The 25,141-nt window shown below is 69.8% G+C and carries 22 protein-coding genes; 11 read left to right on the forward strand and 11 right to left on the reverse strand.

All coding sequences use genetic code 11. The annotated features are described in order from the left end of the window. Nucleotides 1–400: 400 nt before the first annotated feature. Complete coding sequence (locus YS110_20670; GenBank protein ID UJB67009.1) at nt 401–1,243, reverse strand: symmetrical bis(5'-nucleosyl)-tetraphosphatase; 843 nt, start codon at nt 1,241–1,243, stop codon at nt 401–403. Between the two features lie 26 nt (nt 1,244–1,269). Between YS110_20670 and YS110_20675 the strand changes: the two genes are divergently transcribed. The 4 genes from YS110_20675 to YS110_20690 all read left to right on the forward strand — a co-directional run bounded on the left by YS110_20675 (nt 1,270) and on the right by YS110_20690 (nt 7,277). After that, nucleotides 1,270–2,580: an HlyC/CorC family transporter gene (locus YS110_20675; protein UJB67010.1), complete on the forward strand. Its 1,311-nt coding sequence runs from the start codon at nt 1,270–1,272 to the stop codon at nt 2,578–2,580. A 114-nt stretch (nt 2,581–2,694) separates the two neighbouring features. After that, complete coding sequence (locus YS110_20680) at nt 2,695–2,991, forward strand: H-NS histone family protein (protein UJB67011.1); 297 nt, start codon at nt 2,695–2,697, stop codon at nt 2,989–2,991. Nucleotides 2,992–3,140: 149 nt separating this feature from the next. Beyond that, entirely contained in the window at nt 3,141–6,065 is a 2,925-nt protein-coding gene (locus YS110_20685; protein UJB67012.1) for an aconitate hydratase, read from the forward strand. Nucleotides 6,066–6,095: 30 nt separating this feature from the next. Then, nucleotides 6,096–7,277, forward strand: coding sequence for an FAD-dependent monooxygenase (locus YS110_20690; GenBank protein ID UJB67013.1), 1,182 nt, complete (start codon nt 6,096–6,098; stop codon nt 7,275–7,277). Nucleotides 7,278–7,323: 46 nt separating this feature from the next. Here the strand turns inward: YS110_20690 and YS110_20695 are convergent, their stop codons facing one another. Next, nucleotides 7,324–8,565 (reverse strand): MFS transporter, encoded by a 1,242-nt coding sequence (locus tag YS110_20695; protein UJB67014.1) that lies wholly within the window; start codon nt 8,563–8,565, stop codon nt 7,324–7,326. Between the two features lie 158 nt (nt 8,566–8,723). On the opposite strand from YS110_20695, the gene YS110_20700 reads away from it, so the two are divergent. After that, the gene (locus tag YS110_20700) at nt 8,724–10,196 is read left to right on the forward strand and encodes a rhomboid family intramembrane serine protease (GenBank protein UJB67015.1); all 1,473 of its coding nucleotides are present in this window, start codon (nt 8,724–8,726) and stop codon (nt 10,194–10,196) included. Between the two features lie 893 nt (nt 10,197–11,089). On the opposite strand, the gene YS110_20705 is transcribed toward YS110_20700, so the two are convergent. Continuing rightward, a complete protein-coding gene (locus tag YS110_20705; GenBank protein UJB67016.1) occupies nt 11,090–12,409 on the reverse strand; it encodes a tetratricopeptide repeat protein in 1,320 nt (439 codons plus the stop codon). Nucleotides 12,410–12,457: 48 nt separating this feature from the next. Then, on the reverse strand, nt 12,458–12,772 hold the full coding sequence (locus YS110_20710; GenBank protein UJB67017.1) for a YkgJ family cysteine cluster protein: 315 nt from the start codon (nt 12,770–12,772) through the stop codon (nt 12,458–12,460). 136 nt (nt 12,773–12,908) lie between these two features. Between YS110_20710 and YS110_20715 the strand changes: the two genes are divergently transcribed. From YS110_20715 to YS110_20725, 3 genes are read left to right on the forward strand one after another with little or no spacing between them, the layout of a single operon-like run. After that, the gene (locus YS110_20715) at nt 12,909–13,205 is read left to right on the forward strand and encodes a FeoA domain-containing protein (GenBank protein UJB67018.1); all 297 of its coding nucleotides are present in this window, start codon (nt 12,909–12,911) and stop codon (nt 13,203–13,205) included. After that, nucleotides 13,202–15,085, forward strand: a complete 1,884-nt coding sequence (locus YS110_20720; protein ID UJB67019.1) for a ferrous iron transporter B — start codon at nt 13,202–13,204, stop codon at nt 15,083–15,085. The genes YS110_20715 and YS110_20720 overlap by 4 nt, the downstream gene beginning before the upstream one ends. A gap of 3 nt (nt 15,086–15,088) precedes the next feature. After that, on the forward strand, nt 15,089–15,286 hold the full coding sequence (locus tag YS110_20725) for a FeoB-associated Cys-rich membrane protein (protein UJB67020.1): 198 nt from the start codon (nt 15,089–15,091) through the stop codon (nt 15,284–15,286). Nucleotides 15,287–15,383: 97 nt separating this feature from the next. Here YS110_20725 and YS110_20730 read toward each other — a convergent pair whose 3' ends face one another. The 3 genes from YS110_20730 to YS110_20740 form a co-directional block, all read right to left on the reverse strand. Next, on the reverse strand, nt 15,384–16,784 hold the full coding sequence (locus tag YS110_20730) for an aspartate ammonia-lyase (GenBank protein ID UJB67021.1): 1,401 nt from the start codon (nt 16,782–16,784) through the stop codon (nt 15,384–15,386). Between the two features lie 259 nt (nt 16,785–17,043). Further along, a complete protein-coding gene (gene argF, locus YS110_20735; GenBank protein UJB67022.1) occupies nt 17,044–17,964 on the reverse strand; it encodes an ornithine carbamoyltransferase in 921 nt (306 codons plus the stop codon). Nucleotides 17,965–17,978: 14 nt separating this feature from the next. Then, nucleotides 17,979–19,175, reverse strand: coding sequence for an aspartate aminotransferase family protein (locus YS110_20740; protein ID UJB67023.1), 1,197 nt, complete (start codon nt 19,173–19,175; stop codon nt 17,979–17,981). Nucleotides 19,176–19,680: 505 nt separating this feature from the next. Here YS110_20740 and YS110_20745 point away from each other — a divergent pair. Then, the gene (locus tag YS110_20745) at nt 19,681–20,007 is read left to right on the forward strand and encodes a DUF3579 domain-containing protein (protein UJB67024.1); all 327 of its coding nucleotides are present in this window, start codon (nt 19,681–19,683) and stop codon (nt 20,005–20,007) included. A 151-nt stretch (nt 20,008–20,158) separates the two neighbouring features. On the opposite strand, the gene rpsT is transcribed toward YS110_20745, so the two are convergent. Then, nucleotides 20,159–20,458, reverse strand: a complete 300-nt coding sequence (gene rpsT, locus YS110_20750) for a 30S ribosomal protein S20 (protein UJB67025.1) — start codon at nt 20,456–20,458, stop codon at nt 20,159–20,161. 102 nt (nt 20,459–20,560) lie between these two features. Here rpsT and murJ point away from each other — a divergent pair, with 102 nt between their 5' ends. Both murJ and YS110_20760 read left to right on the forward strand, forming a co-directional pair. Further along, nucleotides 20,561–22,126: a murein biosynthesis integral membrane protein MurJ gene (murJ, locus tag YS110_20755; protein ID UJB67026.1), complete on the forward strand. Its 1,566-nt coding sequence runs from the start codon at nt 20,561–20,563 to the stop codon at nt 22,124–22,126. A 53-nt stretch (nt 22,127–22,179) separates the two neighbouring features. After that, the gene (locus tag YS110_20760; GenBank protein ID UJB67027.1) at nt 22,180–23,028 is read left to right on the forward strand and encodes a tetratricopeptide repeat protein; all 849 of its coding nucleotides are present in this window, start codon (nt 22,180–22,182) and stop codon (nt 23,026–23,028) included. Between the two features lie 3 nt (nt 23,029–23,031). Here YS110_20760 and YS110_20765 read toward each other — a convergent pair whose 3' ends face one another. From YS110_20765 to YS110_20775, 3 genes are all read right to left on the reverse strand, one after another. After that, complete coding sequence (locus YS110_20765; protein ID UJB67028.1) at nt 23,032–23,421, reverse strand: universal stress protein; 390 nt, start codon at nt 23,419–23,421, stop codon at nt 23,032–23,034. Between the two features lie 118 nt (nt 23,422–23,539). Then, nucleotides 23,540–24,520, reverse strand: a complete 981-nt coding sequence (locus YS110_20770; GenBank protein UJB67029.1) for a helix-turn-helix domain-containing protein — start codon at nt 24,518–24,520, stop codon at nt 23,540–23,542. Next, the gene (locus YS110_20775; GenBank protein UJB67030.1) at nt 24,517–25,089 is read right to left on the reverse strand and encodes an isochorismatase family protein; all 573 of its coding nucleotides are present in this window, start codon (nt 25,087–25,089) and stop codon (nt 24,517–24,519) included. The genes YS110_20770 and YS110_20775 overlap by 4 nt, the downstream gene beginning before the upstream one ends. Between the last annotated feature and the right edge of the window lie 52 nt (nt 25,090–25,141).

The following is a 25,141-nucleotide window of genomic DNA, read 5'->3' on the forward strand; positions in this document are numbered from 1 at the left end:
GTGCTCAGGCACGCCAGTGCCTGGCGACAGTTTGGGGTGCTCGTGAGGCCGCGGGTCCAACTGATACACGGGTTCGGGACACCAAGTACGAACCGACCTCTGTGCCGGACGCCGCACCCAAATTACACCCTCGTTTCATGCGTCGCGGGTGCTGCGACGCAGCATGAAAAACTGATACGGGTTTGCATTCAACCGTATAACGTCGTTGGTTCGCCTTGCCGTGCTACAGCACTGTCTGCGGCTTCCCGCCTCGTTATACGGTTGAATGCAAACCCGTATGATTCACCAAAAACAGGAGCTGCCAGCGCTTGATGGGTGAGGGTTTTGGCATGTTTTGATGCTGAAGTCCTTGCCTTTCAAGCGCTGGCAGCTCTTTTCCCAGGAGCGGATGGCGCAGTGTTCAACCTGGCTTCTGCGCCTGCGGGCACTGCACCTGGCACTGCTCGCGTTCGGCCAGCGTGGCGCCGAAGCGCACGGCGCTCAAGGCTCCACCCCAGACACAGCCCGTGTCCAGCGCCAGCAGGTTGGGCCGGTTCAGCCAGCCCAGCGTGGACCAGTGGCCGAAGGCGACCAGCGTGTCCGCGCTGCGCCGCCCCGGCACGTCGAACCAGGGCAGCAGGCCGGCGGGCGCCTGGGCGGCGCTCTCGGTGCTGTCGAAATCCATCACGCCCTCGGGCGAGCAAAAGCGCAGCCGCGTCAGCGCGTTGACGATGACGCGCAGGCGCTCCATGCCCTGCAGCGCGTCGTGCCAGCGGTCGGGTTGGTTGCCGTACATGGCCTGCAGGAATTGCGGCAGGCCCGGGCCGCGCAGCACGGCCTGCACTTCCTCGGCCAGGGCCAGGGTGGCGTCCGCGCTCCAGGCGGGCAGCACGCCGGCATGCACCATCAGCAGCCGCTCGCCCGCGTGCGGGTGCGCGCGCGCCAGCGGCTGCTGGCATAGCCAGCCGAGCAGCGCGTCGCGGTCGGGTGCGTCGAGCACGCTGGCCAGGGTGTCGCGGCGCGAGGCGCGGCGCGTGCCGTGCGCGGCGGCGAGCAGGTGCAGGTCGTGGTTGCCCAGCAGCGGGCGCAGCGCGCCGTCCAGGCGCATGCAGCGGCGCAGCACGGCGGCCGAGTCCGGGCCCCGGTTCACCAGGTCGCCCAGCAGGTACACGGTGTCGCGGCTGGGCGAGAAGCCGATGTGCGCCAGCAGCCGCTCGAGTGCGTCGCTGCAGCCTTGGATGTCGCCGATACAGTACAGTGCCATGGAAAGATTTCGTTACCGATGAGACCATGGATTTTCTGCTGATCGCGCTGCTGACCCTGCTCAATGGCGTGTTCGCGATGTCGGAGCTGGCCCTGGCGTCGAGCCGCAAGCTGCGCCTGGCGGCGATGGCCGAGGGCGGCGACAAGGGCGCGCGCGCCGCGCTGCGGCTGCTGGAAGACCCCACGCAGTTCCTCTCGTCGGTGCAGGTGGGCATCACCTCCATCGGCATGCTCAACGGTATCGTCGGCGAGGCCGCGTTCAGCGCCGGCCTGGGCCTGTGGCTGCAGCAGATGGGCATGCCCGAGGCGGCGGCGGGCGTCACGGCCACGGCCGTGGTCGTCTCGGCCATCACGTTCACCACCATCGTGTTCGGCGAGCTGGTGCCCAAGCGCATCGGCCAGCTCTATCCCGAGGCCGTGGCGCGCCTGGTGGCGCTGCCCATGGCGGGCGTGGCGCGCGTGGCCAAGCCGTTCGTGCGCGCGCTGACGCTGTCCACTCAGGCGGTGCTCAAGCTGCTGCGCATCGACAACGCGGCCGGCCGCGCCGTGACCGAGGAGGAAATCGCCGCCAGCCTGGAGGAAGGCCGCGAGGCCGGCGTGATCGAGCACCACGAGCACCAGATGGTGCAGAACGTGTTCCGCCTGGACGACCGCCCGCTCACTTCACTGATGGTGCCGCGCTCCGAGGTGCAGTGGCTCGACGCCGGGCTCTCGGTGCACACCGCGCTGCGCCTGGCCAGCGCCGACGGCGGCAAGGGCGCGCATTCCTGGTACCCGGTGTGCCAGGGCTCGCTCGACGACGTGGTCGGCGTGGTGGGCGTGGCGCAGCTGCTGGCGCTGCCCGCCGATGCGCCGGGCACGCTGCAGGACCATGCGCTGCCCGCCTATTTCCTGCCCGAAACCCTGAGCGGTCTGGAATTGCTCGGCCAGCTGCGCATTGGCTCGGGGCGGTTCGTGTTCGTGGTCGATGAATATGGCGTGGTGCAGGGCATCATGACGCCGCGCGATCTGCTGGAGGCCATCACCGGCGAATTGCTGCCGGGCGGCGGCGACGATACCTGGGCCACGCTGCGCGAGGATGGCTCCTGGCTGCTGGACGGCCAGATGCCGGTTTCGGAGTTGAAGGCGCGGCTCGATATTCGCGATTTGCCGGGCGAAGACCGGGGGCGCTACAACACCGTCGCCGGCCTGCTGCTCTCCGCATCCGGGCATTTGCCGGCGGTGGGCGAGCGCATTCCCTGCGCGGGCTGGGTATTCGAGGTCGTGGATTTGGACGGGCGGCGTATCGACAAGGTTTGGGCCCAGCCGGCCAATCCGCAGCCGGCCCTGGAGCCGTAATCGCGCGGGGGATATTGTGGAAATTGCGTATGTGTAAATCCGTGCAAAGCCGTGCGCGGTGTTTTGAATATCCATATAATGGGGCCTTCATTTCACCACTACCCCTATATCACCATGACCATCTCTTACGATGAGCTGCTCAAACAGCGTGAAGCCCTGGACTTGCAAATCAACGAAGCCCGCAAGGCGGCTTTGGACGGCGCCATTTCCCAGGTTCGCACTCTCGTGGCCAAGTTCGAGCTGACGCCCCAGGACGTGTTTCCCGCCGGCCGTGTCGCACGCCCCGCATCCCCGACGGGTGCCAAGGTCGCTCCTAAATACCGCAACCCCGCCACCGGCCAAACCTGGACCGGCCGCGGCAAGCCGCCGCGTTGGATCCAGAACGAAAATCGCGAGCAGTTCGCGATCTGATCGCCTCCTGGCCGCATTCGGCACGAAAAACCCGCATTCAGCGGGTTTTTTGTTTTGTGGGTATTCCAGTGGGCTATTGCACGGGCGCGTGGTTTGTCGAGAATGGGGGCAAACACCCGCATCGCCATCCCCACGTCAGGAGTATTTCCATGGCCTCTTCGTCGTCCACGGCCGCGCGCCATCCCTTCGCCTCCACGCTCAAGGCGTTCGAGACCGCATCGGGGCGCAGCGGCAAGCTGTATTCGCTGCCCGCGCTGGCGCGCAAGTTTCCGGGTATCCGGCGCCTGCCGGTGTCGCTGCGCATCGTGCTCGAAGCCGTGCTGCGCCACTGCGACGGCCGCAAGGTCACCCCCGCGCACGTGGAGCAACTGGCGCGCTGGCAGCCGCAGGCCGAGCGCAAGGACGAGATTCCGTTCGTTGTCTCGCGCGTGGTGCTGCAGGATTTCACCGGCGTGCCGTTGCTTGCCGATCTGGCAGCCATGCGCAGCGCGGCCACGCGCCTGGGCAGGAATCCCCGCAAGATTGAACCGCTGGTACCCGTCGATCTGGTGGTCGACCATTCCATCATGGTCGACCATTACGGCAGCAAAAAGGCGCTCGATCTGAACATGAAGCTCGAATTCCAGCGCAACCGCGAGCGCTACGAATTCATGAAATGGGGCATGCAGGCCTTCGATACCTTTGGCGTGGTGCCGCCGGGATTCGGCATCGTGCACCAGGTCAATCTGGAATACCTGGCGCGCGGCGTGCACCGCGGCAAGGACGGCGTGTATTACCCCGATACTCTGGTCGGCACCGACAGCCACACCACCATGATCAACGGCATTGGCGTCGTCGGCTGGGGCGTCGGCGGAATCGAGGCCGAAGCCGCGATGCTGGGCCAGCCGGTGTATTTCCTCACGCCCGACGTGGTGGGTTTTGAATTGACCGGGCAATTGCGCGAGGGCGTGACGGCCACCGACCTGGTACTCACCGTGACCGAATTGCTGCGCCGGCACAAGGTCGTGGGCAAATTCGTCGAATTCTTTGGTGCGGGCACGCGCTCGCTGTCGCTGCCCGACCGCGCCACCATTGCCAATATGGCCCCCGAGTATGGCGCCACCATGGGCTTTTTCCCGGTGGACGAGAAAACCCTGGCCTATTTCAAGGGCACGGGCCGCAGCAAAACCGAGATCGAAGCCTTCGAGGCGTATTTCAAGGCGCAGGGCCTGTTTGGCGTGCCCGGCGCGGGCGACATTGATTATTCGCAGGTGGTGCATCTGGACCTGGGCGAGGTCACGCCCAGCCTGGCCGGCCCCAAGCGCCCGCAGGACCGCATCGAGCTGGGACAGGTGAAGCAGCAGTTCAGCGCGCTGTTCAGCAAGCCGGTGGCGGAAAACGGCTTCAACCAGCCGGCCGGGCGCCTGGCCGAACGCCACCGCCTGGGCTGCGGCGAGGGCGGGCCGGCGCAGGAGGCGCCCGCGCCGCGCCCCGGCGCCGCGCGCGACGTGGTCGAGATGGTGGGCAACCGGCCCGCGCTGGCGGCGGCGCAGGCGGTCCCCGGCGCAGTGTGCGCGCTGCCCGCCGGCGGCGACAAGGCGCCCACGCTCGGCCATGGCGACGTGCTGATCGCCGCCATCACCAGCTGCACCAACACCTCCAACCCCAGCGTGCTGCTGGCCGCGGGCCTGCTGGCCAAGAAGGCGGTGGAGGCCGGCCTGAAGGTGCGGCCGCACATCAAGACCTCGCTGGCGCCGGGCTCGCGCATCGTCACCCAGTACCTGACCGAGACCGGGCTGCTGCCCTACCTGGAAAAGCTCGGCTTCGCCGTGGCGGGCTACGGCTGCACCACCTGCATCGGCAACGCGGGCGACCTGGCGCCGGAACTCAACGACGCCATCACGCGCAACGACCTGGTGTGCGCCGCCGTGCTCTCGGGCAACCGCAACTTCGAGGCGCGCATCCACCCCAACATCAAGGCCAACTTCCTCGCCAGCCCGCCGCTGGTGGTGGCCTACGCCATCGCCGGCACCGTGCTGCGCGACCTGATGACCGAACCCGTGGGCCAGGGCCGGCGCGGGCGCGACGTGTACCTGGGCGACATCTGGCCGGGCAGCGACGAAATCCACGCGCTGATGCGCCACGCCATGCAGGGCAAGGCCTTCCGCGCCAACTACGCGCAGGTGCGCAAGGCGCCGGGCAAGCTCTGGGGCGCCATCCGCGGCGTCGAGGGCGTCACCTACACCTGGCCGCGCAGCACCTACATCGCCGAGCCGCCGTTCTTCCACGGTTTTGCTCTCGATTCAGGAGCTGCCAGCGCAGGCCAGGCAAGCGCTGGAGGCCAAAAAGGCTCTGAATCCGTCATGGGCGCGCGCATCATGGCGCTGTTCGGCGACTCCATCACCACCGACCACATCTCGCCCGCCGGCTCCATCAAGGAAAGCTCGCCCGCCGGGCAGTGGCTGCTGGCGCATGGTGTCATGAAACAGGACTTCAACAGCTACGGCGCGCGGCGCGGCAACCACGACGTGATGGTGCGCGGCACCTTCGCCAACGTGCGCATCAAGAACCTGATGATCCCGCCCCGCGCCGACGGCGCGCGCGAGGAGGGCGGCGTCACCCTGTTCCAGGGCGAGGGCGCGCAGCATGGGCAGAAGCTGAGCATCTTCGACGCGGCCCAGCAGTACATGGCGCAGGGCACGCCCACCGTGGTCTTCGCGGGCGAGGAGTACGGCACCGGCTCCAGCCGCGACTGGGCCGCCAAGGGCACGCAGCTGCTCGGCATCAAGGCTGTGGTGGCGCGCAGCTTCGAGCGCATCCACCGCTCCAACCTCGTGGGCATGGGCGTGCTGCCGCTGCAGTTCCTCGGCAGCGATTCGTGGGAGTCGCTGGGCATCACGGGCAGCGAGCGCATCGACCTGCTGCTCGACGCGCAGCTGGCGCCGCAAAGCGCGGCCCGCCTGGTCATCCACGGCGCCGACGGCACGCGGCGCGAGGCCACGCTGCGCCTGCGCATCGACACCCCCATCGAGGTGGACTACTACCGCGCCGGCGGCATCCTGCCCTACGTGCTGCGCCAGTTGCTCAATGGTTGAGCGCGTCTTGCGGGGCGCACAATCGCGGGCATGAAGAAGCAGGTATTGATTGCCGGCGGCGGCATCGCGGGGCTGGCCGCCGGCATCGGCGCCGCGCGCGCCGGGTGGGAGGTGCGGCTGTTCGAGCGCGCCGCGGCGTTCAGCGAAGTGGGGGCGGGCGTGCAGCTCGGGCCCAACGTGGTGCGCAGGCTCCAGTCCTGGGGCCTGCAGGGGCCGCTGCAGGCCGTGGCGGCGTTCCCGCCGCGCCTGGTGGTGCGCTGCGCGCGCAGCGGCGCGCGGCTCGGCGCGCTGGCCCTGGGCCAGACCGCCGTGCAGCGTTATGGCGCGGCCTACGCCGCCATCCACCGCGCCGACCTGCACGCGCTGCTGCTGCAGGCCCTGCGGCAGCAGCCCGATGTGCACCTGAACCTGGAGCAGGCCATTGAGGGCTACGGCGCGTCCGAGGATGCCGTCACCGTGCGCACGCATTGCAAGAAAGTCATCGAGGGCGATGCCCTGCTGGGCGCCGATGGCGTGCGCAGCCGCGTGCGCGCGCAGCTGCTGGGCGACGGCCCGCCGCGCGTCACCGGCCACCTGGCCTACCGCGTGGTGGTGCCGCAGGCCGCGCTGCCGCAGGCGCTGCGCACCAGCGAGGTCACCACCTGGTTCGGGCCGCGCCTGCACGTGGTGCAGTACCCGGTGCGCCGGGGCGAGCTGCAAAACCTGGTGGCCATCGTCGAGGGCCCGGCGCCCGACGACCTCGACACCTGGGACCACGGCGCCAACGCCGCCGACCTGGAATCCGCCCTGGCCGGTACCTGCACCGCGCTGCAGGACGTGGTGCGCGGCGTGCCCGCCGCAGGCGGCGGCTGGCGCCTGTGGCCCCTGGCCGATCGCGCGCCGCTGCGCGCACCGGCGCAGATGGCCCAGGGCCTGGTGGCGCTGTGCGGCGACGCCGCCCACCCCATGCGCCCCTACCTGGCGCAAGGCGCGGGCATGGCCATCGAGGACGCGGCGGAGCTGGAGAGCGCGCTGTCCATGCACGACCTGGAGGTGCCGCTGCGCCTGCGGCGCTACGCGCTCAACCGCTGGCAGCGCGCCGCGCGCGTCCAGGCGCGCTCGCTGCGCAACGGCCGCATCTTCCACGCTACCGGCCTGGTGCGCTGGGGGCGCGACCTGTCGATGCGGCTGCTGGGCGAGCGCCTGCTCGACCAGCCCTGGCTGTACCGCTGAAACCGTGCTTCTCTTTCAATAGCTGCCAGCGCTTGCCAGGAAAGGGCTAGAGGCCATTTTTGCTGCTATCCGGCGCGGGCAACAGGCGGAAGGCCAGGGTGCCCCCGCACAGCAGCGCCGTGATGGTGAGCAGCACCGCCACGTACGGGTCGCCGCCTCGGGCGCTGGCGAGCGAGGCCACCAGGCCCGTCAGCCACTGCACCAGCGCCACGCCCAGGAACATGGCCATGGTGAACACGGCCATGGCGCGCCCGGTCATCGCGGCGGGGTAGGCCGTGCGCACGTCGGCGTACTGCAGCACCATGTAGCCCGATAGCAGGCCCAGGGCGATCGCGCCGCCCACATCCATCCAGGCGCTGTGCAGCAGCGCCATGGCCAGGAACAGCGCGGCCATGGCCAGCGTGCCGGCGACGATCCAGCGCCGCCGCCGGGCCGGGCCGGGGTCGAGCCGCCCGAACAGCGCCGGGCCGAACAGCGAGACCAGCGAGACCAGCAGCGCCACGTTGCCGCTTTCCACCAGCGACAGGCCGTGCCGCGCGATCAGCAGCGGCCCCAGCCACAGCCCGCGCAGCGCCAGGAAGGCGGCGTAGGTCACCAGCCCGAGCAGCATGATGCCCCAGGTGTGCGGCAGCAGGAACAGCGCGCCGAAGCCGCGCACGGCCTGGCCCAGCGACTCGTGCGCGCCCGCGTGCGCGGCCGGCGCGGGCTCGTGCACGCGCCAGAAGATCAGCAGCCAGGCCAGCACCCCCAGCCCCGCGAGCACGGCGAAGCCCATGCGCCACGACGAATGCTGCACCAGCCAGGCCAGCGGCGTGCCGGTGAACAGCATGCCCAGGCCCCCCAGGCCCAGCGCCACGCCCGACACCAGGGCGAAGCGATGCGGCGCGAAATAGCGCGCGATGAACACCGTGCACACCAGGAACGCGGGCGCGCAGCCCACGCCGATCAGCAACTGCCCCAGCAGCATCAGGCCCCACTGCGGCGCCCAGGCCGACAGCAGCGCGCCCGCCACCGTGAGCGGGAAGGCCGTGAGCAGCGTGCGCCGCACGCCGAACAGGTCGATGCCCACGCCCATGAACAGCTGCATGCAGCCGAACGCGAAGGCGAAGGCGCCCGCGAACACCCCCAGCGCCTGCGGCGACAGCCCGAACTCCGCCTGCAGCCCCGGCGCGATGATGGCGGTGATGGTGCGAAAGGCCTGGCTCAGCGCGAAGCCGCAAATCAGGGCCAGCAGCATGGCCCAGGCGGTACGCGCGGGCAGGGCGGGAGGGGGAGTGGTGGCGGGCATGGCCCGCAAGGCTACCCGAGCCGCGCCGCCCGTGCTGCGCCGCAGGTGACCTGGGTGCTATCGTTCAAGGAGCTTCTGGCGCTTGTCCGGAAAGGGCTGGAGGCGGTTTTTGACCTGAATCCAGAATCAGCCACGGGCACGCCTGCACAATCGCCGCCATGTTCTACGCCATACCCCTGGATGCCCGGCCCACCTGGCGCAACCCGCCGTGGATGACGGTGCTGCTGATCGTGGTCAACATGATCGTCTTCTGGGGGCCGCAGCGTTCCGAAGAAAAGGCACAGGAGCGCGCGGCGGCCTACTACGTGCAGAGCGCGCTGCCGGCGCTGGAGATTCCGCGCTTCATCGCCTGGCTCGGCGAAACCGGCCACCCGCAGGCCGCGCAGGCCCGCGCCATGCAGCGCGCCGGGGCGCGGCGCCTGCTGCTGCAGTGGATGGAGCACGAGCCAGCCTTCCAGCAGCGCCTGCAGGCGGCGCTGGCGGCCGCCGCGGACGACCCCGGCCAGGCCGAATGGCGCGCCGCGCGCTCGCGCTACCAGGCCCTGCAGCCCGCGCCGTTCACGCTGCGCTGGTCGCAAAGCTACGCCAAGGACGCCGAGCCGCGCCCCGTCACCTGGCTCACGGCCACCTTCCTGCACGCCAGCACCGGGCATCTGCTCGGGAACATGGTGTTCCTGTTCCTCTTCGGCTTTTCGGTGGAGCTGGCGCTGGGGCGCGGGCTGTACCTGGCGTACTACCTGCTGGGCGGCATCGGCGCTTCCCTGCTCGCGGGCTGGGCCTACGCCGGCACCGGCAGCTACGGGCTCGGCGCCTCGGGGGCCGTGTCGGCGCTGATGGGCATGTACGCCGTGCTGTACCGGCTGCGGCGCGTGCGCTTTTTCTACCAGCTGTTCTTCTACTTCAACTACGTGACGGCGCCCGCGCTGCTGCTGTTGCCGGCCTGGATTCTCAACGAGCTGCTGCAGCACTGGCTGGCCGGGCGCGGCGTGGCCTACATGGCCCACCTGGGCGGCCTGCTCACCGGCGCCGGCCTGATGGCGCTGACCATGGCGGCGCGGCGCAAGCCGCTGCAGGTGCCGGTGCAGCCCGCGCCGGCGGACGACGGCTTCGACGCGCACGTGGCCCAGGCGCGCCAGCTCGCCAAGGGCCTGAAGTTCGAGCAGGCGCTGGCGCAGTGGCGCGCGGCGGCGCGGCTGCGGCCGCAGGACCGCACGGCGTTGGAGGCCTGGTTCAGCACCGCGCAGCTCTGGCCCGAGGGCGAGGACTTCCACCGTGCGGCGCGGCGCATCTTCGGCCTGCGCGCGCAGGACGCGGACACGCTGGCGTTCCAGCACACGGCCTACCGCACCTACCTCGACAAGGCAAGGCCCGGCGCGCGCCTGCAGCCCGACGTGATGGCCCGCCTGGCGCGCCGCTTCGCCCGCGCGCGCCAGTGGGGCGACGCCGAGCGCCTGTTCACCGCGCTGCACCAGACGGCCCCGGCGCACCCGGAACTGGCCGAAACGCTGGGCCTGCTGGTGGCCGCGCAGTGGCACGCGGGCCAGCACGAGCGCGCCGCCGCGTGGCTGCCGCAACTGCGCCAGCTCGCGCCCGACAGCCCGGTGCTGCGCACGCCTGGCATGCCTCGTTAGGGGGATGCCTTTCAAGGCCTTTGGCGGTGCTCTGGGCGGCGGGCCGTGGGCCTGGTTTCACGCGGGTTTGCGGATGCTTTTGGGCTCCAGCGCTTATGTAGCAAGCGCTGGCAGCTCTCTTTTTTGATCTTTTGCTGGGGGTTTGCTTCCCGGAGCCGGGACTCGCCCCGGCGGGCGACCTCCTTTTCTTGCTCGTGCAAGAAAAGGAGGCAAAAGAAGCACGCCCCTGCTGCCCGTATCCCCTTCGCTTCGCTCCGGGGCAGCCTGCGGTGCTCGGGCGTGGGGCGGTGCCGCGTAACTCACTGCGCGCTACGCGCTCCGTTCAAACAGACGCGGCAAGTCAGATCACGAAGCGCGTGTGTCCTGCGGCACACGCGCCCGCCCCACGCCCTGCGCTCCTCGGTACGGCCAGAAGGGGTTTGAAGCCCCACACGGGCCATCGCTGCGCTCGGCCCCCAACACGCAGGCGCTGCGCGCCGCGAAGTCCAGGCCGAGCGCAGCGATGGCCCGTGTCGTCTCCACCCCCTTTCAGGCTGCGCCTGGGGCGAGGCGGTGGCGGGGTGGCATGCGCGAAGTCGCGCATGCTTCGTGAACTGACTCGCTGTGGCTGTTTGAGCGAAGCGCCGCAGGCGCGCAGCGAGTTCCGCAGCGCACCCCGCCAGCGCCTCGCCCCAGGTTTGCCCCGTAGCGCAGCGAAGGGGTCGCAGACTGCGGGGCTCGTTTCTTTGGGTACTTTCTTGCCGCGCGGCAAGAAAGTACCTCGCCCGCCGGGGCGAGTCCCGGCCCCGGGAAGCAAACCCACGACAAGCATTAAAACAGCCCCAAACCCAAGCCCAGCAAGCGCCGGCAGCTATCAAAAACAGCACCGGCCAACACCATGACAGGCATCCTCGTCAGGGCACGGCAGGCTCGGGCGGCAGGTGCTGGCGCAGCAGCCAGCGCGTTTCCTGCGTGGCGGCGTCATCGGGGTAGCGCGCCTGCAGTGTGGCGAGCACCTTGAGCGCCATGTCGGCGCGGCCCATGCCCTGCAGCAGCACGCGCGCCGCCAGCTCGTAGGCCTGGGGCACGCTGGCGTGGCCCTTGAAGCGCCGGTCGAAGCCGCCCAGCAGGGCCAGGGCCTGCTGCGCGTCGCCCGCGTTCCAGGCGGTGCGGGCCAGCGCCAGCGTGGGGTCGGCCTCGGCCAGGGTGAACGGGGCTTCCTTGGCGCGGCAGGCCTGGTAGGCGCGCAGCGCCTCGGTGCTCTGGCCGTGGCGCAGCAGCAGCGGGATGAAGCGCTGCGCGTGGTCCAGCAGGCTCGGGGTTCGGTCCGCCAGCGCCAGGATGCGGTGGTAGCGCCGCTGCGCGGCCACTTCGTCGGGGCGCGTGCGCTGGCTTTCGTAGGCGATGCCGAGCGCGCCTTCCAGGTCGCCTTCGGTGACTTTCTGCGCCACCAGGGCGTCGGTCGCGTCCTGTTCGATCTGCTGCGGGCTGCGCAGGTCGGCGGGCGGCGTGTCGATGCCCGCGCCGGGCAGCAGGTCGATGCCGAAGGCGGCGTGGTTCTGGTACATCACGTAGCCCAGCAGGCTGCACATGACCCAGCCGAAGTAGATCAGCAGCCAGTTCAGCAGCGGCGGCAGCAGCCACCCCGGGAACACCGGCGCCAGCAGCCCCATGGCGATGACCGAGCCCTGGCTCAGCAGGAACAGGAAGAAGCACAGCAGCGCGTAGGGCCAGCCGATGGCGCGCACCGCGTCCCAGGCATTGGCGGGGTTCAGCGTGGCGCGCAGGCTGCCCGTCTGCACCAGCACGATGAGGCTGGCGGGCAGCAGGAAGCTGATGGCCAGCCAGGCCAGCTGCCCCAGCGCCGGGCGCAGGCCCTGCAGCCAGCCCGCGGCCAGGGACTGCAGCACCAGCAGGGCGAACAGCTTCCAGGGCAGGTTCTTCCATTCCTCGTCGAACTGGCCGGTGAAGTCGGCCGCGCGGTAGATGCCGCGCGAACCCAGCGCGGTGATCTTGAAGCCGTAGCGCGACGCGGCCAGCACGATGCCCAGCTCCGTCGCGAGGACCACGGGCCACACGGGCACGAGGAAAAACACCAGGCTGCACAGGGACAGCAGCGTGCAGTACGCCAGGGGCTGCCCCTGCAGCGGAAAGGTGAAAAAGGCGTTGAGCCGGTGCCAGAACGGGGGCAGCGGCTGGGCGGGCTCTGGCGGCCCCTGTGTGCGCAGGTTCATGGTATGGCCCGCCTCCCTCTCGCAGGCCGTGCGCAGTATAGAGAAGGGTCAGATTCCGTCCAGCGGCGCCAGCCCGTGGCGCCGCCGCGCGCGCTGGCAGGCGTCGCTGCCGTCCTCGAACTCGCGGCAGGGCGAGGGGCGCCATTCGTAGATGCCGCAGGCCACCTGCTGGCCCAGGCGGCCGGTCAGCGCGGCGCAGCGCGGCGGGCTGTGGTCGGTGCCGCGCATGCGGCGCAGGCTGGCGGTGAGCTCCACCGCCAGCCCGTCGGGCACGCTGCCGCCGCACGCCTGCGTTTCGTGCGCGGAGAAATCGACGCGAAAGCTCGCGCAGCAGGCGCCGCAGGTCAGGCAGGGGTGGCTCATGGCAGGCAAGGCGGGGGGACGCTCGCATTGTGCGGCAACTGCCGCTGTCCTGACGCCCATCAAGAGAAAGTTCGGGTTTTGCCTGATAATGAGAATAGGTTTTATTGATTATTGCTACATCGTTACCACTGTGTTTATGACTTCCCACGCCACCGGGGGGCCGTCCGGCCCGCATGCCACTTTGGGCCTGGACGCTTTGCCGCGTGCCACCACCGCGCGCGTTGTGGCGCTGGCCGCAGCGCAGGACGCGCAGCAGCAGGAACTGCTGCTGCGGCTCATGGAGATCGGTTTCCTGCCCGGCGAGCCGGTGCGCGTCATCGGGCGGGGCTTTCCGGGCGGCGACCCGCTGGCCGTGCGCGTTGGCCAGGCCACGTTCGCGCTGCGCCGCCATGAGGCGGCTCTGGTGCAGGTGCAGGCGGAGGGCGTGGCATGAGCGTGGCACAGGCCCAAGCCCCGCTGCGCGTGGCGCTGCTGGGCAACCCGAATTGCGGCAAGACGGCACTGTTCAACCTGATGACCGGCGCGCGCCAGAAGGTGGCCAACTACGCCGGCGTCACGGTGGAGCGCAAGGAGGGCATGCTGCAGACGGCGGGCGGGCGGCGCGTGCGCATGCTCGATCTGCCCGGCACCTACAGCCTGCACGCGCACAGCCTGGACGAGGCCATCACGCGCGACATCGTCACCGGCCACCATGCCGCCGAGGCACCGCCCGAGCTGCTGCTGTGCGTGACCGATGCGACGCACCTGCGCCTGAACCTGCGCCTGGTGCTGGAGGCGCGCGCGCTGGGCCTGCCCATGGCGCTGGTGCTCAACATGAGCGACATGGCGCAGCAGCGCGGCATCACCATCGACCGCGAGGCGCTGTCCCAGGCGCTGGGCGTGCCGGTGCTGGCCAGCGTGGGCGTGCGCCACGATGGCGCCCACGAGCTGCTGCAGTGGCTCGACGGCGTGGCGCCCGTGGCGCCGCCGCCCATGGCCCTGCAGCTCAGCGCCGAACCGCGCCAGCGCGTGCTCGACCTGCACCACGAGGTGCAGCGCATCATGAGCCTGGCGGTGCGCGAGGCGCCGGCGCACAGGCTGCTCGACGACCGCATCGACGCCGTGGTGCTGCACCCCGTGTGGGGCCTGGTGCTGCTGGCGGTGCTGCTGTTCCTGATGTTCCAGGCGGTGTTCAGCTGGGCCGAGGGGCCCATGGAGGCGATCGAGGGCGGCACGAAACTGCTGGCCGAGTGGGTGAACGCGCACATGGCCGAGGGCGTGCTGCGCAGCCTCATCACCGACGGCATGCTGGCCGGCGCGGGCGGGGTGGTGGTGTTCCTGCCGCAGATCCTGATCCTGTTCCTGTTCATCCTGGCGCTCGAAGACTCGGGCTACCTGCCGCGCGCGGCCTTCCTGCTCGACCGCGTGATGGGCACCGTGGGGCTGTCGGGGCGCTCGTTCATCCCGCTGCTGTCGAGCTTCGCCTGCGCGGTGCCGGGCATCATGGCCACGCGCTCCATCGCGAGCTGGCGCGACCGGCTGGTCACCATCCTGATCGCGCCGCTCATGACCTGCTCGGCGCGCCTGCCGGTGTATGCGCTGCTGATCGGCGCGTTCATCCCGGCGCGCACGGTGGCCGGCATCTTCAACCTGCAGGGGCTGGTGCTGTTCGGCCTGTACGTGGGCGGCATCGTCAGCGCCATGGCCGTGGCCTGGGTGGCCAAGCTGGCGCGCCGCCAGGCGGGCCCCACGCCGCTGCTCATGGAGCTGCCGGCCTACCGCCGGCCGAGCCTGCGCAGCCTGGCCATCGGGCTGTACGAGCGCGCCATGATCTTCCTGCGCCGCGTCGGCGGCATCATCCTGGCCGTGACGGTGCTGCTGTGGTTCCTCTCCAGCTTTCCCGCGCCGCCGGAAGGGGCCGAGGGCCCGGCCATCGAATACAGCTTCGCCGGGCGCATCGGCCAGGCCATCGAGCCCGTGGTGGCGCCCATCGGCTTCAACTGGCAGATCTCCATCGCCCTGGTGCCCGGCATGGCCGCGCGCGAGGTGGCGGTGGGGGCGCTGGGCACGGTGTACGCCCTGTCGGCCACGGACGACGACGCGGTGGCCGAGCAGCTCGGCCCGCTGATCGCTGCCGGCTGGTCGCTGGCCACGGCGCTGTCGCTGCTGGTGTGGTTCGTCTTCGCGCCGCAGTGCATTTCCACCATCGCCGCGGTGCGGCGCGAGACCAACGGCTGGCGCTGGCCGCTGGTGATGACGGCCTACCTGTTCGCGCTGGCCTACGGCGCGAGCTTCATCACCTACCGCGTCGCCTTGGCGCTTGGAGGAGGTTGAACCATGACCCAGGAAATCATCGTCGGGCTGATCGTGGCCCTGGCCGCGGCCTACGTGGTGTGGCGCTTTCTGCCCGCGCGCTGGCGCAAGCCCTTGCAGCGCGTGCACCCGGCCCTGGCGCGCGAGAGCGGCTGCGGCGGCTGCAGCGGCTGCTCCAGCCAGTCCAGCGGCTGCGGCTCGCACGGCCAGAAGGCGCCGTAAGCTCCTGATTCGAGAGCTGCCAGCGCTTGCTGATAAAGGGCTGGAGCGGTTTTTTACTCCAAACCTTGCGGGGGCGGCCGTTGCCCCCGCAGCGGCGTCAGGCAGCGCTCAGGGCGCCGGCCTGCGTCAGGCGCTCGGCCACCAGGAGCTTTTGCATTTCCGCCTGGCCCATGATGCCCAGGCTTTCCGCGACCTCGGCGATCGGCCGGCCCGAAGCCATGGCCGCCTTGGCGATGGCGGCGGCCTTCTCGTAGCCGATCAGCGGGTTCAGCGCGGTGACCAGCGTGACCGAGGAGGCGATGCGTTCGCCCAGCAGGTGCTGGTTGGCCACGATGCCCTCGACGCAGTGCTTCTGCAGCGTGCCGCAGGCGTGCGCCAGGTGGTGCAGGCTCTTGTGCAGCGCCCAGGCCATCAGGGGCTCGAAGGCGTTGAGCTGCAGCTGGCCGGCCTCGGCGGCCATGGTGATGGCGGCGTCGTTGCCGATGACCTCGAAGCACACCTGGTTCATCGCCTCGGGGATCACCGGGTTCACCTTGCCCGGCATGATGGACGAACCAGCCTGGCGCGCGGGCAGCTGGATGTCGCCGACCCCGGCCTGCGGGCCGGAGGACAGCAGGCGCAGGTCGTTGCTGATCTTGGACAGCTTGGCGGCGATGCGCTTGAGCACGCCGGAGATATCGACGAAGGCCCCCGTGTCCGACGTGGCGGCGATCAGGTTGCCGGCGGCCTTCACCGGCACGCCCGACAGCGCGGCCAGCGTGGGCACGACCACGTCCACATAGCCCACGGGCGCATTGATGCCGGTGCCGATGGCGGTGCCGCCCATGTTCACCTCGGTCATCAGGTAGGCGGATTCGCGCAGGCGCTTTTCGTCGTCGGCCACCATGGCGGCGAAGGCCGCGAACTCCTGGCCCAGCGTCATGGGCACGGCGTCCTGCAGCTGGGTGCGGCCGATCTTCAGGATGGGGGCGAATTCTTCTGCCTTGGCTTCAAAGGCGCCGCGCAGCTGCGCCAGGGCTTCCAGCAGCGTCTGGATGCCGGCATAGGTGGCGAGCTTGACGGCCGTGGGGTAGGCGTCGTTGGTGCTTTGCGAGGCGTTGACGTGGTCGTTCGGGTGAATCACGTCGTAGCGGCCCTTGGGCAATCCCAGGTGCTCCAGGGCACGGTTGGCGATCACCTCGTTGGCGTTCATGTTCGTGGAGGTGCCGGCGCCGCCCTGGATCACGTCCACGACGAACTGGTCGTGCAACTGGCCGGCGATCAGGTCGTCGCAGGCCTGGGCAATGGCGCGGGCGGGTGTTTCGCTGATCGCGCCCAACTGCAGGTTGGCATGGGCGGCGGCCTTCTTGACGAAGGCGAAGGCCCGGATCAGCGCGGGCATGGCGGCCACGGACTGGCCAGTGATGGGGAAGTTCTCGACGGCGCGGGCGGTGTGGATGCCCCAGTAGGCGTCGGGAGGGATGGTCTTGATGCCGATGAAATCGTGTTCTTGGCGCATGGTGCGTTCCAGAAAAAAAGAGGGGAAGAAAAAAAGACGGGCCCCATGGACAAACGCCGCCTGGGTGGCAGGCGGCGTTGTCGAGGGCCCCCGCGCGGGGGGCGCAGGGGGAGGGCACACAGGGGTGCACATGTGCCAATGCCCTGGAGGCCAGGCGTCAGGGATGGCTGACGCACCGCCACGCAGGGCATTGGGGGCGCATTATGGCCCGGATAGGCGCGTGAAGGGGGAGGCGACGAAGTCGCTCAGGGGGTTGTCCTCATGCAATACGGCCGAGCAGCAGGTATTCCATGAGCGCCTTTTGCACGTGCATGCGGTTCTCCGCCTCGTCCCAGACCACGGACTGGGGGCCGTCGATCACGTCGGCCTGCACCTCCTCGCCGCGGTGGGCCGGCAGGCAGTGCATGAACAGGGCATCGGGCTTGGCGGCGGCCATCATCTCGGTGTCCACGCACCAGTCGGCGAAGGCCTTCTTGCGCGCCTCGTTCTCGGCCTCGTAGCCCATGCTGGTCCACACGTCGGTGGTGACCAGGTCGGCGCCGCGGCAGGCGTCCATCGGGTTACTGAAAAATTGATAGCTGCCAGCGCTTGCCCCGCCTGGGCCAACGGCCAATTTCTCATCGATCTCGTAGCCGCTGGGCGTGCTCACGTGCACCTTGAAGCCGAGGATCTCGGCGGCCTGCAGCCAGGTGTTGGCCATGTTGTTGCCGTCGCCCACCCAGGCCACGGTCTTGCCGGCGATGGAGCCGCGGTGCTCGATGTAGGTGAAGATGTCGGCCAGGATCTGGCAGGGGTGGAACTCGTTCGTCAGGCCGTTGATGACGGGCACGCGCGAGTATTCGGCGAAGCGCTCGATCTTGGCCTGCTCGAAGGTGCGGATCATCACGATGTCGGTCATGCGGCTGATGACCCGCGCCGAATCCTCGATGGGTTCGGCGCGGCCGAGCTGGCTGTCGCCCGTGGTCAGGTGCACCACGCTGCCGCCCATCTGGTACATGCCGGCCTCGAAGCTCACGCGCGTGCGCGTGCTGGCCTTCTCGAAGATCATGGCCAGCGTGCGGTCGGCCAGCGGGTGGTACTTCTCGTAGGTCTTGAAGCGCTTCTTGATCAGCGCGGCGCGCTCGAACAGGTAGGCGTATTCGCCGGCGCTGAAGTCCTTGAATTGCAGGTAGTGTTTCATGGCGGCGGCCGGCTTCATTGCGCCAGCAGGGCTTTGACCAGGGGGGCGAGGCGCGCAACGATCTCGTCGGCCTCGGCGGTGGTGAGGATCAGCGGCGGCACGATGCGGATCACGCTGTCGGCCGTCACGCTCAGCAGCAGCCCGGCCTCGGCCGCCTGGCCGATGAGCGCGCCGCAGGGGCGGTCCAGCTCCACGCCCAGCATCAGGCCCTGGCCGCGGATCTCCTTCACGCCGGGCAGGCCGCCCAGCGCGCGTTCCAGGCCCGCCTTCAGGTGGGCGCCCACGGTGGCGGCGTTTTCCAGCAGGCCGTCCTCCTCCATGATGCGGATGGTTTCCACACCCGCGCGCATGGCCAGCGGGTTGCCGCCGAAAGTGGTGCCGTGGTTGCCGGGCTGCAGCACGTCGGCGGCCTTCGGGCCGGCCACCACGGCGCCGATCGGCACGCCCGAGCCCAGGCCCTTGGCCAGGGGCATCACGTCGGGCACGATGCCCGCCCATTGGTAGGCGAACCACTTGCCGGTGCGGCCCATGCCGCACTGCACCTCGTCGATCATCATGAGCCAGCCGCGCTCGTCGCACAGCTTGCGCAGGTCGCGCAGGTATTCGGCGCGCGCGGGGTTGATGCCGCCCTCGCCCTGGATGGTCTCGAAGAACACCGCCACCACGTTGGGGTTGCCCTCGGTGGCCTGCTTGATGGCCTCGATGTCGTTCAGCGGCACACGGATGAAGCCTTCCACCAGCGGGCCGAAGCCGCTGCGGATCTTGGGGTTGCTCGTGGCCGACATGGTGGCGATGGAGCGGCCGTGGAAAGCCTTGTCGTAGACCACGATCTCGGGGCTGGCGATGCCCTTGTCCACGCCGAACTTGCGCGCGATCTTGATTGCGGCCTCGTTGGCTTCCAGGCCGGAGTTGCAGAAGAACACCTTGCTCATGCCCGACAACGCCACCAGCCTGGCGGCCAGCTGTTCCTGGCCGGGTACGTGGTAGTAGTTCGAGGTGTGGATCAGCTTGGCGATCTGCTCCTGCAGCGCGGGCACGAACCGGGGGTGGTTGTGGCCCAGCGTGTTCACGGCGATGCCGCCCAGCCCGTCGAGGTATTCCTTGCCGTTCACGTCCCACACGCGGCAGCCCTGGCCGCGCTCCAGCGCGATGGGCACGCGGCCATAGGTGTTCATCACGTGGGGTGAGGCAGCCTCGATGAAAGCGGACATGCGGACGATCTCCAAAGCGGTGGCGGGCCGGGGGCCTTGCCGGGTCAAAAGGGAAGCGAGATTTTAGGGCGTGTCCTCCATCAATTCCCCCACGCGCTGACCCCGCAATGTGGATGGATGCGCGAAGCGGGGCGCAGCCCATGGTCATCCATGGGCAAGCCACGCGACAAAGCAGACGCCGCATTGCGGGGCCAGCCCGAAGGGAAAGCCAGCCAGGCCGTGCATTGCGTCGTTGCCCTTCGTTTGTGTAGCCAAGCTACACAGCGCTCAGGGCGCCTAGCACTGCACGGCCTGGCTGGCTTTCGCGTGGGGGAATTGATGGAGGACACGCCCTGGAGTGCGCAGCCCACCCGGTGTACGGGTTCGCCCCGTTGCATGCAGATGCGTTGCGAAATACCGGATTAGAGGGCTGACTCTTATATAAGAGTTAGAATCCGCAGGTTTTGCGCCAGGGTGGCGATCCTGCCGGCGCAGTCCCTCTCCACGATGCACGATGGCGACCTGAATGGCGATACAACCTGACACCCGAGAAGTCTTCATCCAGGGCATCACCCACGAGGGGCGCACCTTCCGCCCGAGTGATTGGGCGGAGCGGCTGGCCGGCGTGATGAGCCAGTTCCGCCCGGGAGGGACGCGCCCCGGCAGCCACCTGAGCTATTCCCCCTGGTGCATCCCCACCACGCTGAACGGCGTGAAGTGCGTGGTGGTGCACCGCGACCTGCAGGCGCACGAGCCCATGGCCTGGGATTTCGTGCTCAATTTCGCCAAGGACAACAACCTGCAGATCGCCGAGGCCTGCCTGCTGCCCGACGAGCCCAAGCCCCGGGGCTGAGGCAGCGCCTCATTGCGCATTGCCTTCCTGGCCCTGCCGCCTTTCATGCGCCCACGAAAAAACCGCCCGAAGGCGGTTTTCCGTTTTGCTGACAGCGCACCCGTTACAAACGGCGGGTGGCCGGGGCCACCCGTGCGATTGCCTGAAAGGGTCAGGCGGCCAGTGCCAGGGCCTTGACCTTGGCGGACAGGCGGCTCTTGTCGCGAGCGGCCTTGTTCTTGTGGAAGATGCCCTTGTCGGCGATGGTGTCGAGCACGGACTGGGCCTTGGCGAACAGTTCGGTGGCCTTGGTCTTGTCGCCGGCCAGGACGGCCTTCTCGACGTTCTTGACGGCGGTGCGGTACTTCGAGCGCAGCGAGGTGTTGGCTGCGTTCAGCTTGACGCCTTGGCGCGCGCGCTTGCGGCCCGAGGCCAGGCGGGGGTTCTTTTTCTTCGGCTTAGCAGATGCCATGGTATGTGTTCCTTGTGTCTGAGGATGATGTCAGCAAAGCCGGGCATTATAGCCCGGCCCTGCTCGGCAGGCAGGGGCGATGGTGCGCATACACTCTCGCCGGTGTCTCTGTTCAAAGCCGCCTCCACCGTTTCGCTGCTGACCCTTGCCTCCCGGGTGACGGGCCTGGCCCGTGATCTGCTCATGGCGTCGATCTTCGGCGCCAATGCACTCACCGACGCGTTCAACGTCGCCTTCCGCATTCCCAACCTGTTCCGGCGCCTGTTCGCCGAGGGCGCGTTCAGCCAGGCCTTCGTGCCCGTGCTGGCCGCCTCCAGGGCCCAGCATGGAGAGGAGGCCACGCGCCATCTGATCGACAGCGTGGCCACGGTGCTGGCCTGGGTGCTGCTGCTGGCCTGCGTGCTGGGCGTGGCGGGCGCGCCCGTGCTGGTCTGGCTGCTGGCAAGCGGCCTGCGGCAGAACCCCGAGAGCTACCAGGCGGCGGTGCTCATGACGCGCTGGATGTTCCCCTACATCGGCTTCATGTCGCTGGTGGCGCTGGCGGCCGGGGTGCTCAATACCTGGCGGCGTTTCGCCGTGCCGGCGGCCACGCCGGTGCTGCTCAACCTGTGCATGATCGCGGCGGCCTGGCTCGGGGCGCCGCAGTTCGCCGCGCGCGGCATCGAGCCCATCTACGCCATGGCCGGGGGCGTGGTCCTGGGCGGGGTGCTGCAGCTGGCGGTGCAGTTGCCGGCGCTGTACCGCGTGGGGCTGCTGCCGCGCATCGGCGTGACGTGGGCGGCGGTGCGTGCCGCGTATGGCGATGAGGGCGTGCGCCGCATCCTCCGGCTGATGGCGCCCGCGCTGCTGGGCGTGGGCGTGGCGCAGGTGTCGCTGATGATCAATACCCAGATCGCCTCCTACCTGGCCCCGGGCAGCGTGACCTGGCTGTTCTACGCCGACCGGCTGATGGAGTTCCCGACGGGGCTGCTGGGCGTGGCGCTCGGCGTGGTGCTCACGCCCCAGCTGGCGGCGGCCAAGGCGGCGGGCGATGCCGCGCGCTATTCGGCCATGCTCGACTGGGGGCTGCGCATCGTCGTGCTGCTGGCGGTGCCCTGCGCCGTGGGGCTGCTGACGTTGGCTGAACCGCTGGTGGCCACGCTGTTCCACTACGGCGCGCTGCGCGATGCCGACGTGGGCGAGATCGGCCGCGCCCTCGCGGGCTACGGCGTGGGCCTGCTCGGGCTCGTGGCCATCAAGGTGCTGGCGCCGGGCTACTACGCCAGCCAGGACATCCGCACACCGGTGCGCATCGCCATCGCCGTGCTCGTCATCACGCAGGTGCTGAACCTGGCGCTCGTGCCCTGGGTGCAGCACGCCGGGCTGGCCTTGTCGATCGGCCTGGCGGCGCTGGTGAATGCCGTGTGGCTGCTCATCGGGCTGCTGCGGCGCGGCAGCTACCGGCCCCAGCCGGGCTGGGGGCGCTATGCGCTGCAGGTCGTGGCGGCGAGCACGCTCATGGCGCTGCTGCTGGTGGCGGCGGCGCAGTCCTTCGACTGGATTGGCCTGCGCGCGCATGCCGGCCAGCGCGTGGCCTTGCTCGCGGCCGTGCTGGCGGCCGCCGCGCTGCTGTACTTCGGCGCCCTGTGGGCTGCCGGGCTCAAGCTGCGGCAGCTGCTGCGCCGCTGATCCCCGGCGGGCCCTGGCTTGACGCCGCCCCGCCACCACCTTACAACCAAGCCATGACCCTGCGCTACAGCGCCCCCACGGCACTTGAATATTTCGCCACCCTGGTGCACAGCGACGAGCACTTCCCGCTGTTCGAGGCTGCCGCCTGCGTGGCCCATGATGAGTACCCGGAACTCGACGTGCAGCAGCTCCTGGGCGATGTCGACCAACTGCAGGCGCGGCTGCGCCGGCGGCTCGCGCCGGATGCCGGGTCGCTGCAGCGCCTGCAGGTGCTGAACCAGTTCTTCTACGGCGACCTGGGCTTCGGCGGCAACGTCAACAACTACTACGACCCCGAGAACAGCTACCTCAACGCCGTGCTGCGCACGCGCCGGGGCATTCCGGTGTCGCTGGCGGTGCTGTGGATGGAGCTGGCCCAGGGCCTGGGGCTGCAGGTGCGCGGCATCACGTTCCCGGGGCATTTCATGGTGAAGGCGCTGCTGCCCCAGGGGCAGGCCGTGCTGGATCCGCTCACGGGGCAGTCGCTCTCGCGCGAGGAACTGCTGGAGCGGCTGGCGCCCTACCAGCGCCGGGAAGGCGTGCTGGGCGACGATGAGCCGCCGCTGGGCCTGTACCTGCAGGCGGCCGCGCCGCGCGACATCCTGGCGCGCATGCTGCGCAACCTCAAGGAAATCCACCAGTCGCAGAAGGACTACCCGCGCCTGCTGTCGGTGCTCGACCGCCTGGTCGTGCTGCAGCCCGAGATGTGGGACGAGCGCCGCGACCGGGGCCTCGCGCATGCGGCCTGCGGGCATAACCAGCAGGCCGTGGCCGACCTGGAGGCCTACCTGGCCCATGCTGCGCGGCAGGGCACCGAGGCCGGGGAAATCGCGCAGCGCCTGGGGGCGCTGCGCGGGGGCTGAGATTCAGCTTGCCTTGACGGCCAGCACCGGGCAGGGCGCGGTCATCAGGATTTCCTGCGCCATGCTGCCCAGCAGCAGCTTGCCCACGGCGGTGCGCTTGCGCAGGCCGATGACGAGTACCGACACCTGCTCCGACTCCACCAGCCCGACGATTTCGTCGATGGTGCTGTTGCCGCGCACGAACTGCTTGAACTCGGCCTGGACCGGCAGCTTGGCCAGGCGTTCCTCCACGCGCTCGACCTCGTAGCCGTTGACGATGGCTTCGTCCTGCCCGCCGCCCGGGCCGGCGTTGACGACCACGAGCCGCTCGTTGCGGCGGGTGGCGATTTCGATAGCTTTGTCCAGCGCGGCCTGGCCTTCGGGGCGGGCTACATAGGCGACGAGAATGGTCATGCGTTGTCTTCCTTGGCTTGTGTCGAGAAGGGTCTGACGGAAATACAAAAAGTGCCTGCGGCACTGCCGGGCAGCATAGCCCAATGCCAAGGGGTTTGCGAAGACCCGGCTGTCACGGTCAGCGCAGCGCGCGCTTCGAGGGGGTGCCGGGGCGCCCGAACTGCCGCCATGCGCGGCGCAGCTGCGTGTCGGAGCCGAACCCCGCGAGTTCGGCCGCCAGCGTCACGCTGTGGCCCGCCTGCAGCGCCGCTTCGGCGGCGGCCAGGCGGATGTGGCGCAGGTACGCCAGGGGCGCGATGCCCGCGTGCTGCATGAACAGCCGGGTGAGGTGGCGCGGCGAGGCATGGGCCACGGCGGCCATGGCGGGCACGCTCCAGTCGGCCTGCGGCTGCTGGGACACGGCGTCCTGCACGCGGTGCAGCGCGGCGTGCAGGTGGCCGCGGTGGTGCAGGAAGGGCGACAGCCCGGGGTCGTGCGGGCCGCGCCGCAGCGCCACGACCATGGCCTGCGCCACGCGCGCCGCCACGGCCGGCCCGCAGACCTGGGCGATGCGGTGCAGCACCAGGTCGATGCCCGTGGTCACGCCGGCGCTGCTGTGCAGCGCGCCGTCCTGCACGAACACGCGGTTGGCCACCACGTCGCAGCGCGGCTCAGCGGCGGCGAGTTCGTCCAGGTGCTGGTGGTGCGTGGTGGCGCGGCGCCCGGCGAGCAGGCCGGCGCGCGCGGCCAGCAGCGCGCCCGCGCACACGGTGACGAGTTCCAGCCGCCCTGGCACGGGCCGCAGGCCGCGCAGCCAGTGCAGCAGTGCGTGCGCCTCGGGTGTATCCAGCGCGGTGTGGGTGCCGGGCAGGCCGGCGAGCACCACCCAGGCCGGGGCCGGCAGGGAGGCGGGCAGCGGCTCCAGCCCGGCCAGCGCCACGCCGACCGAAGTGACGGCCTGGGGCGCGGGGCTGGCGAAGCGCAGCACGAAACGCGGCGGCAGCCCCTGGGACGCCAGTACCTGGTTGGCGATGCGCAGCGCCTCCGCCGGGCCGGCCCAGTCGAGGGCCAGGCCGTGCGGCAGCAGCGCGAACACGGCGTGGATCGGCTCCGCTGTCATGGCGGGCTGTCCTGGGCCGTGCGCGCCAGTGCCTCATCCACGCGGCACAGCGTGGCGAAACGCCCCCGCAGCACGGTGGCGGTGCGCGCCACGATGTCCTCGGCGCGCAGTGGCTCGCCATCGGGCTGCCGCATGTCGAAGGTGAGCGTGGCTTCGGGCACAAAATCCACGGCCCAGCCGAGGTCCGAGGCATGGCGCGCGGTGGTTTCGCAGCATTGCTCGGTGCGGATGCCGCTGACGATGAGGCGCCCGATGCCCTGGCGCGTGAGCCAGACGTCGAGGCCCGTGCCCACGAGGGCGCTGTGGCGCGACTTGGTGAACGTGGCGGCGGGCGTGAACGCGGCCAGGCCGTCGAGCGGGCGCACATGGCCGCTGGCCTGGGAGAACGGGTTGGCGGCGGTTTCGGGCCCGTCGCAGTGCAGCACGCGCACGATGGGAATGCCCTGCCGGGCGCAGCCCGCGATGAGGGCGTTCTGCGCGGCCAGCCAGGCGGGCAGGTGCCGCTCCGAGAAGAACGGGCGGTGGCGGAACGACTCCTGCGCATCGATCACAACGAGACAGGTTTTCATGGCGCTTTCCTTGGGCGATGGTGATGGATGGCGCCCATCATCCGCCGCCTGC

This window comes from Acidovorax sp. YS12 (assembly GCA_021496925.1).
GTDB lineage: Bacteria > Pseudomonadota > Gammaproteobacteria > Burkholderiales > Burkholderiaceae_C > Paenacidovorax.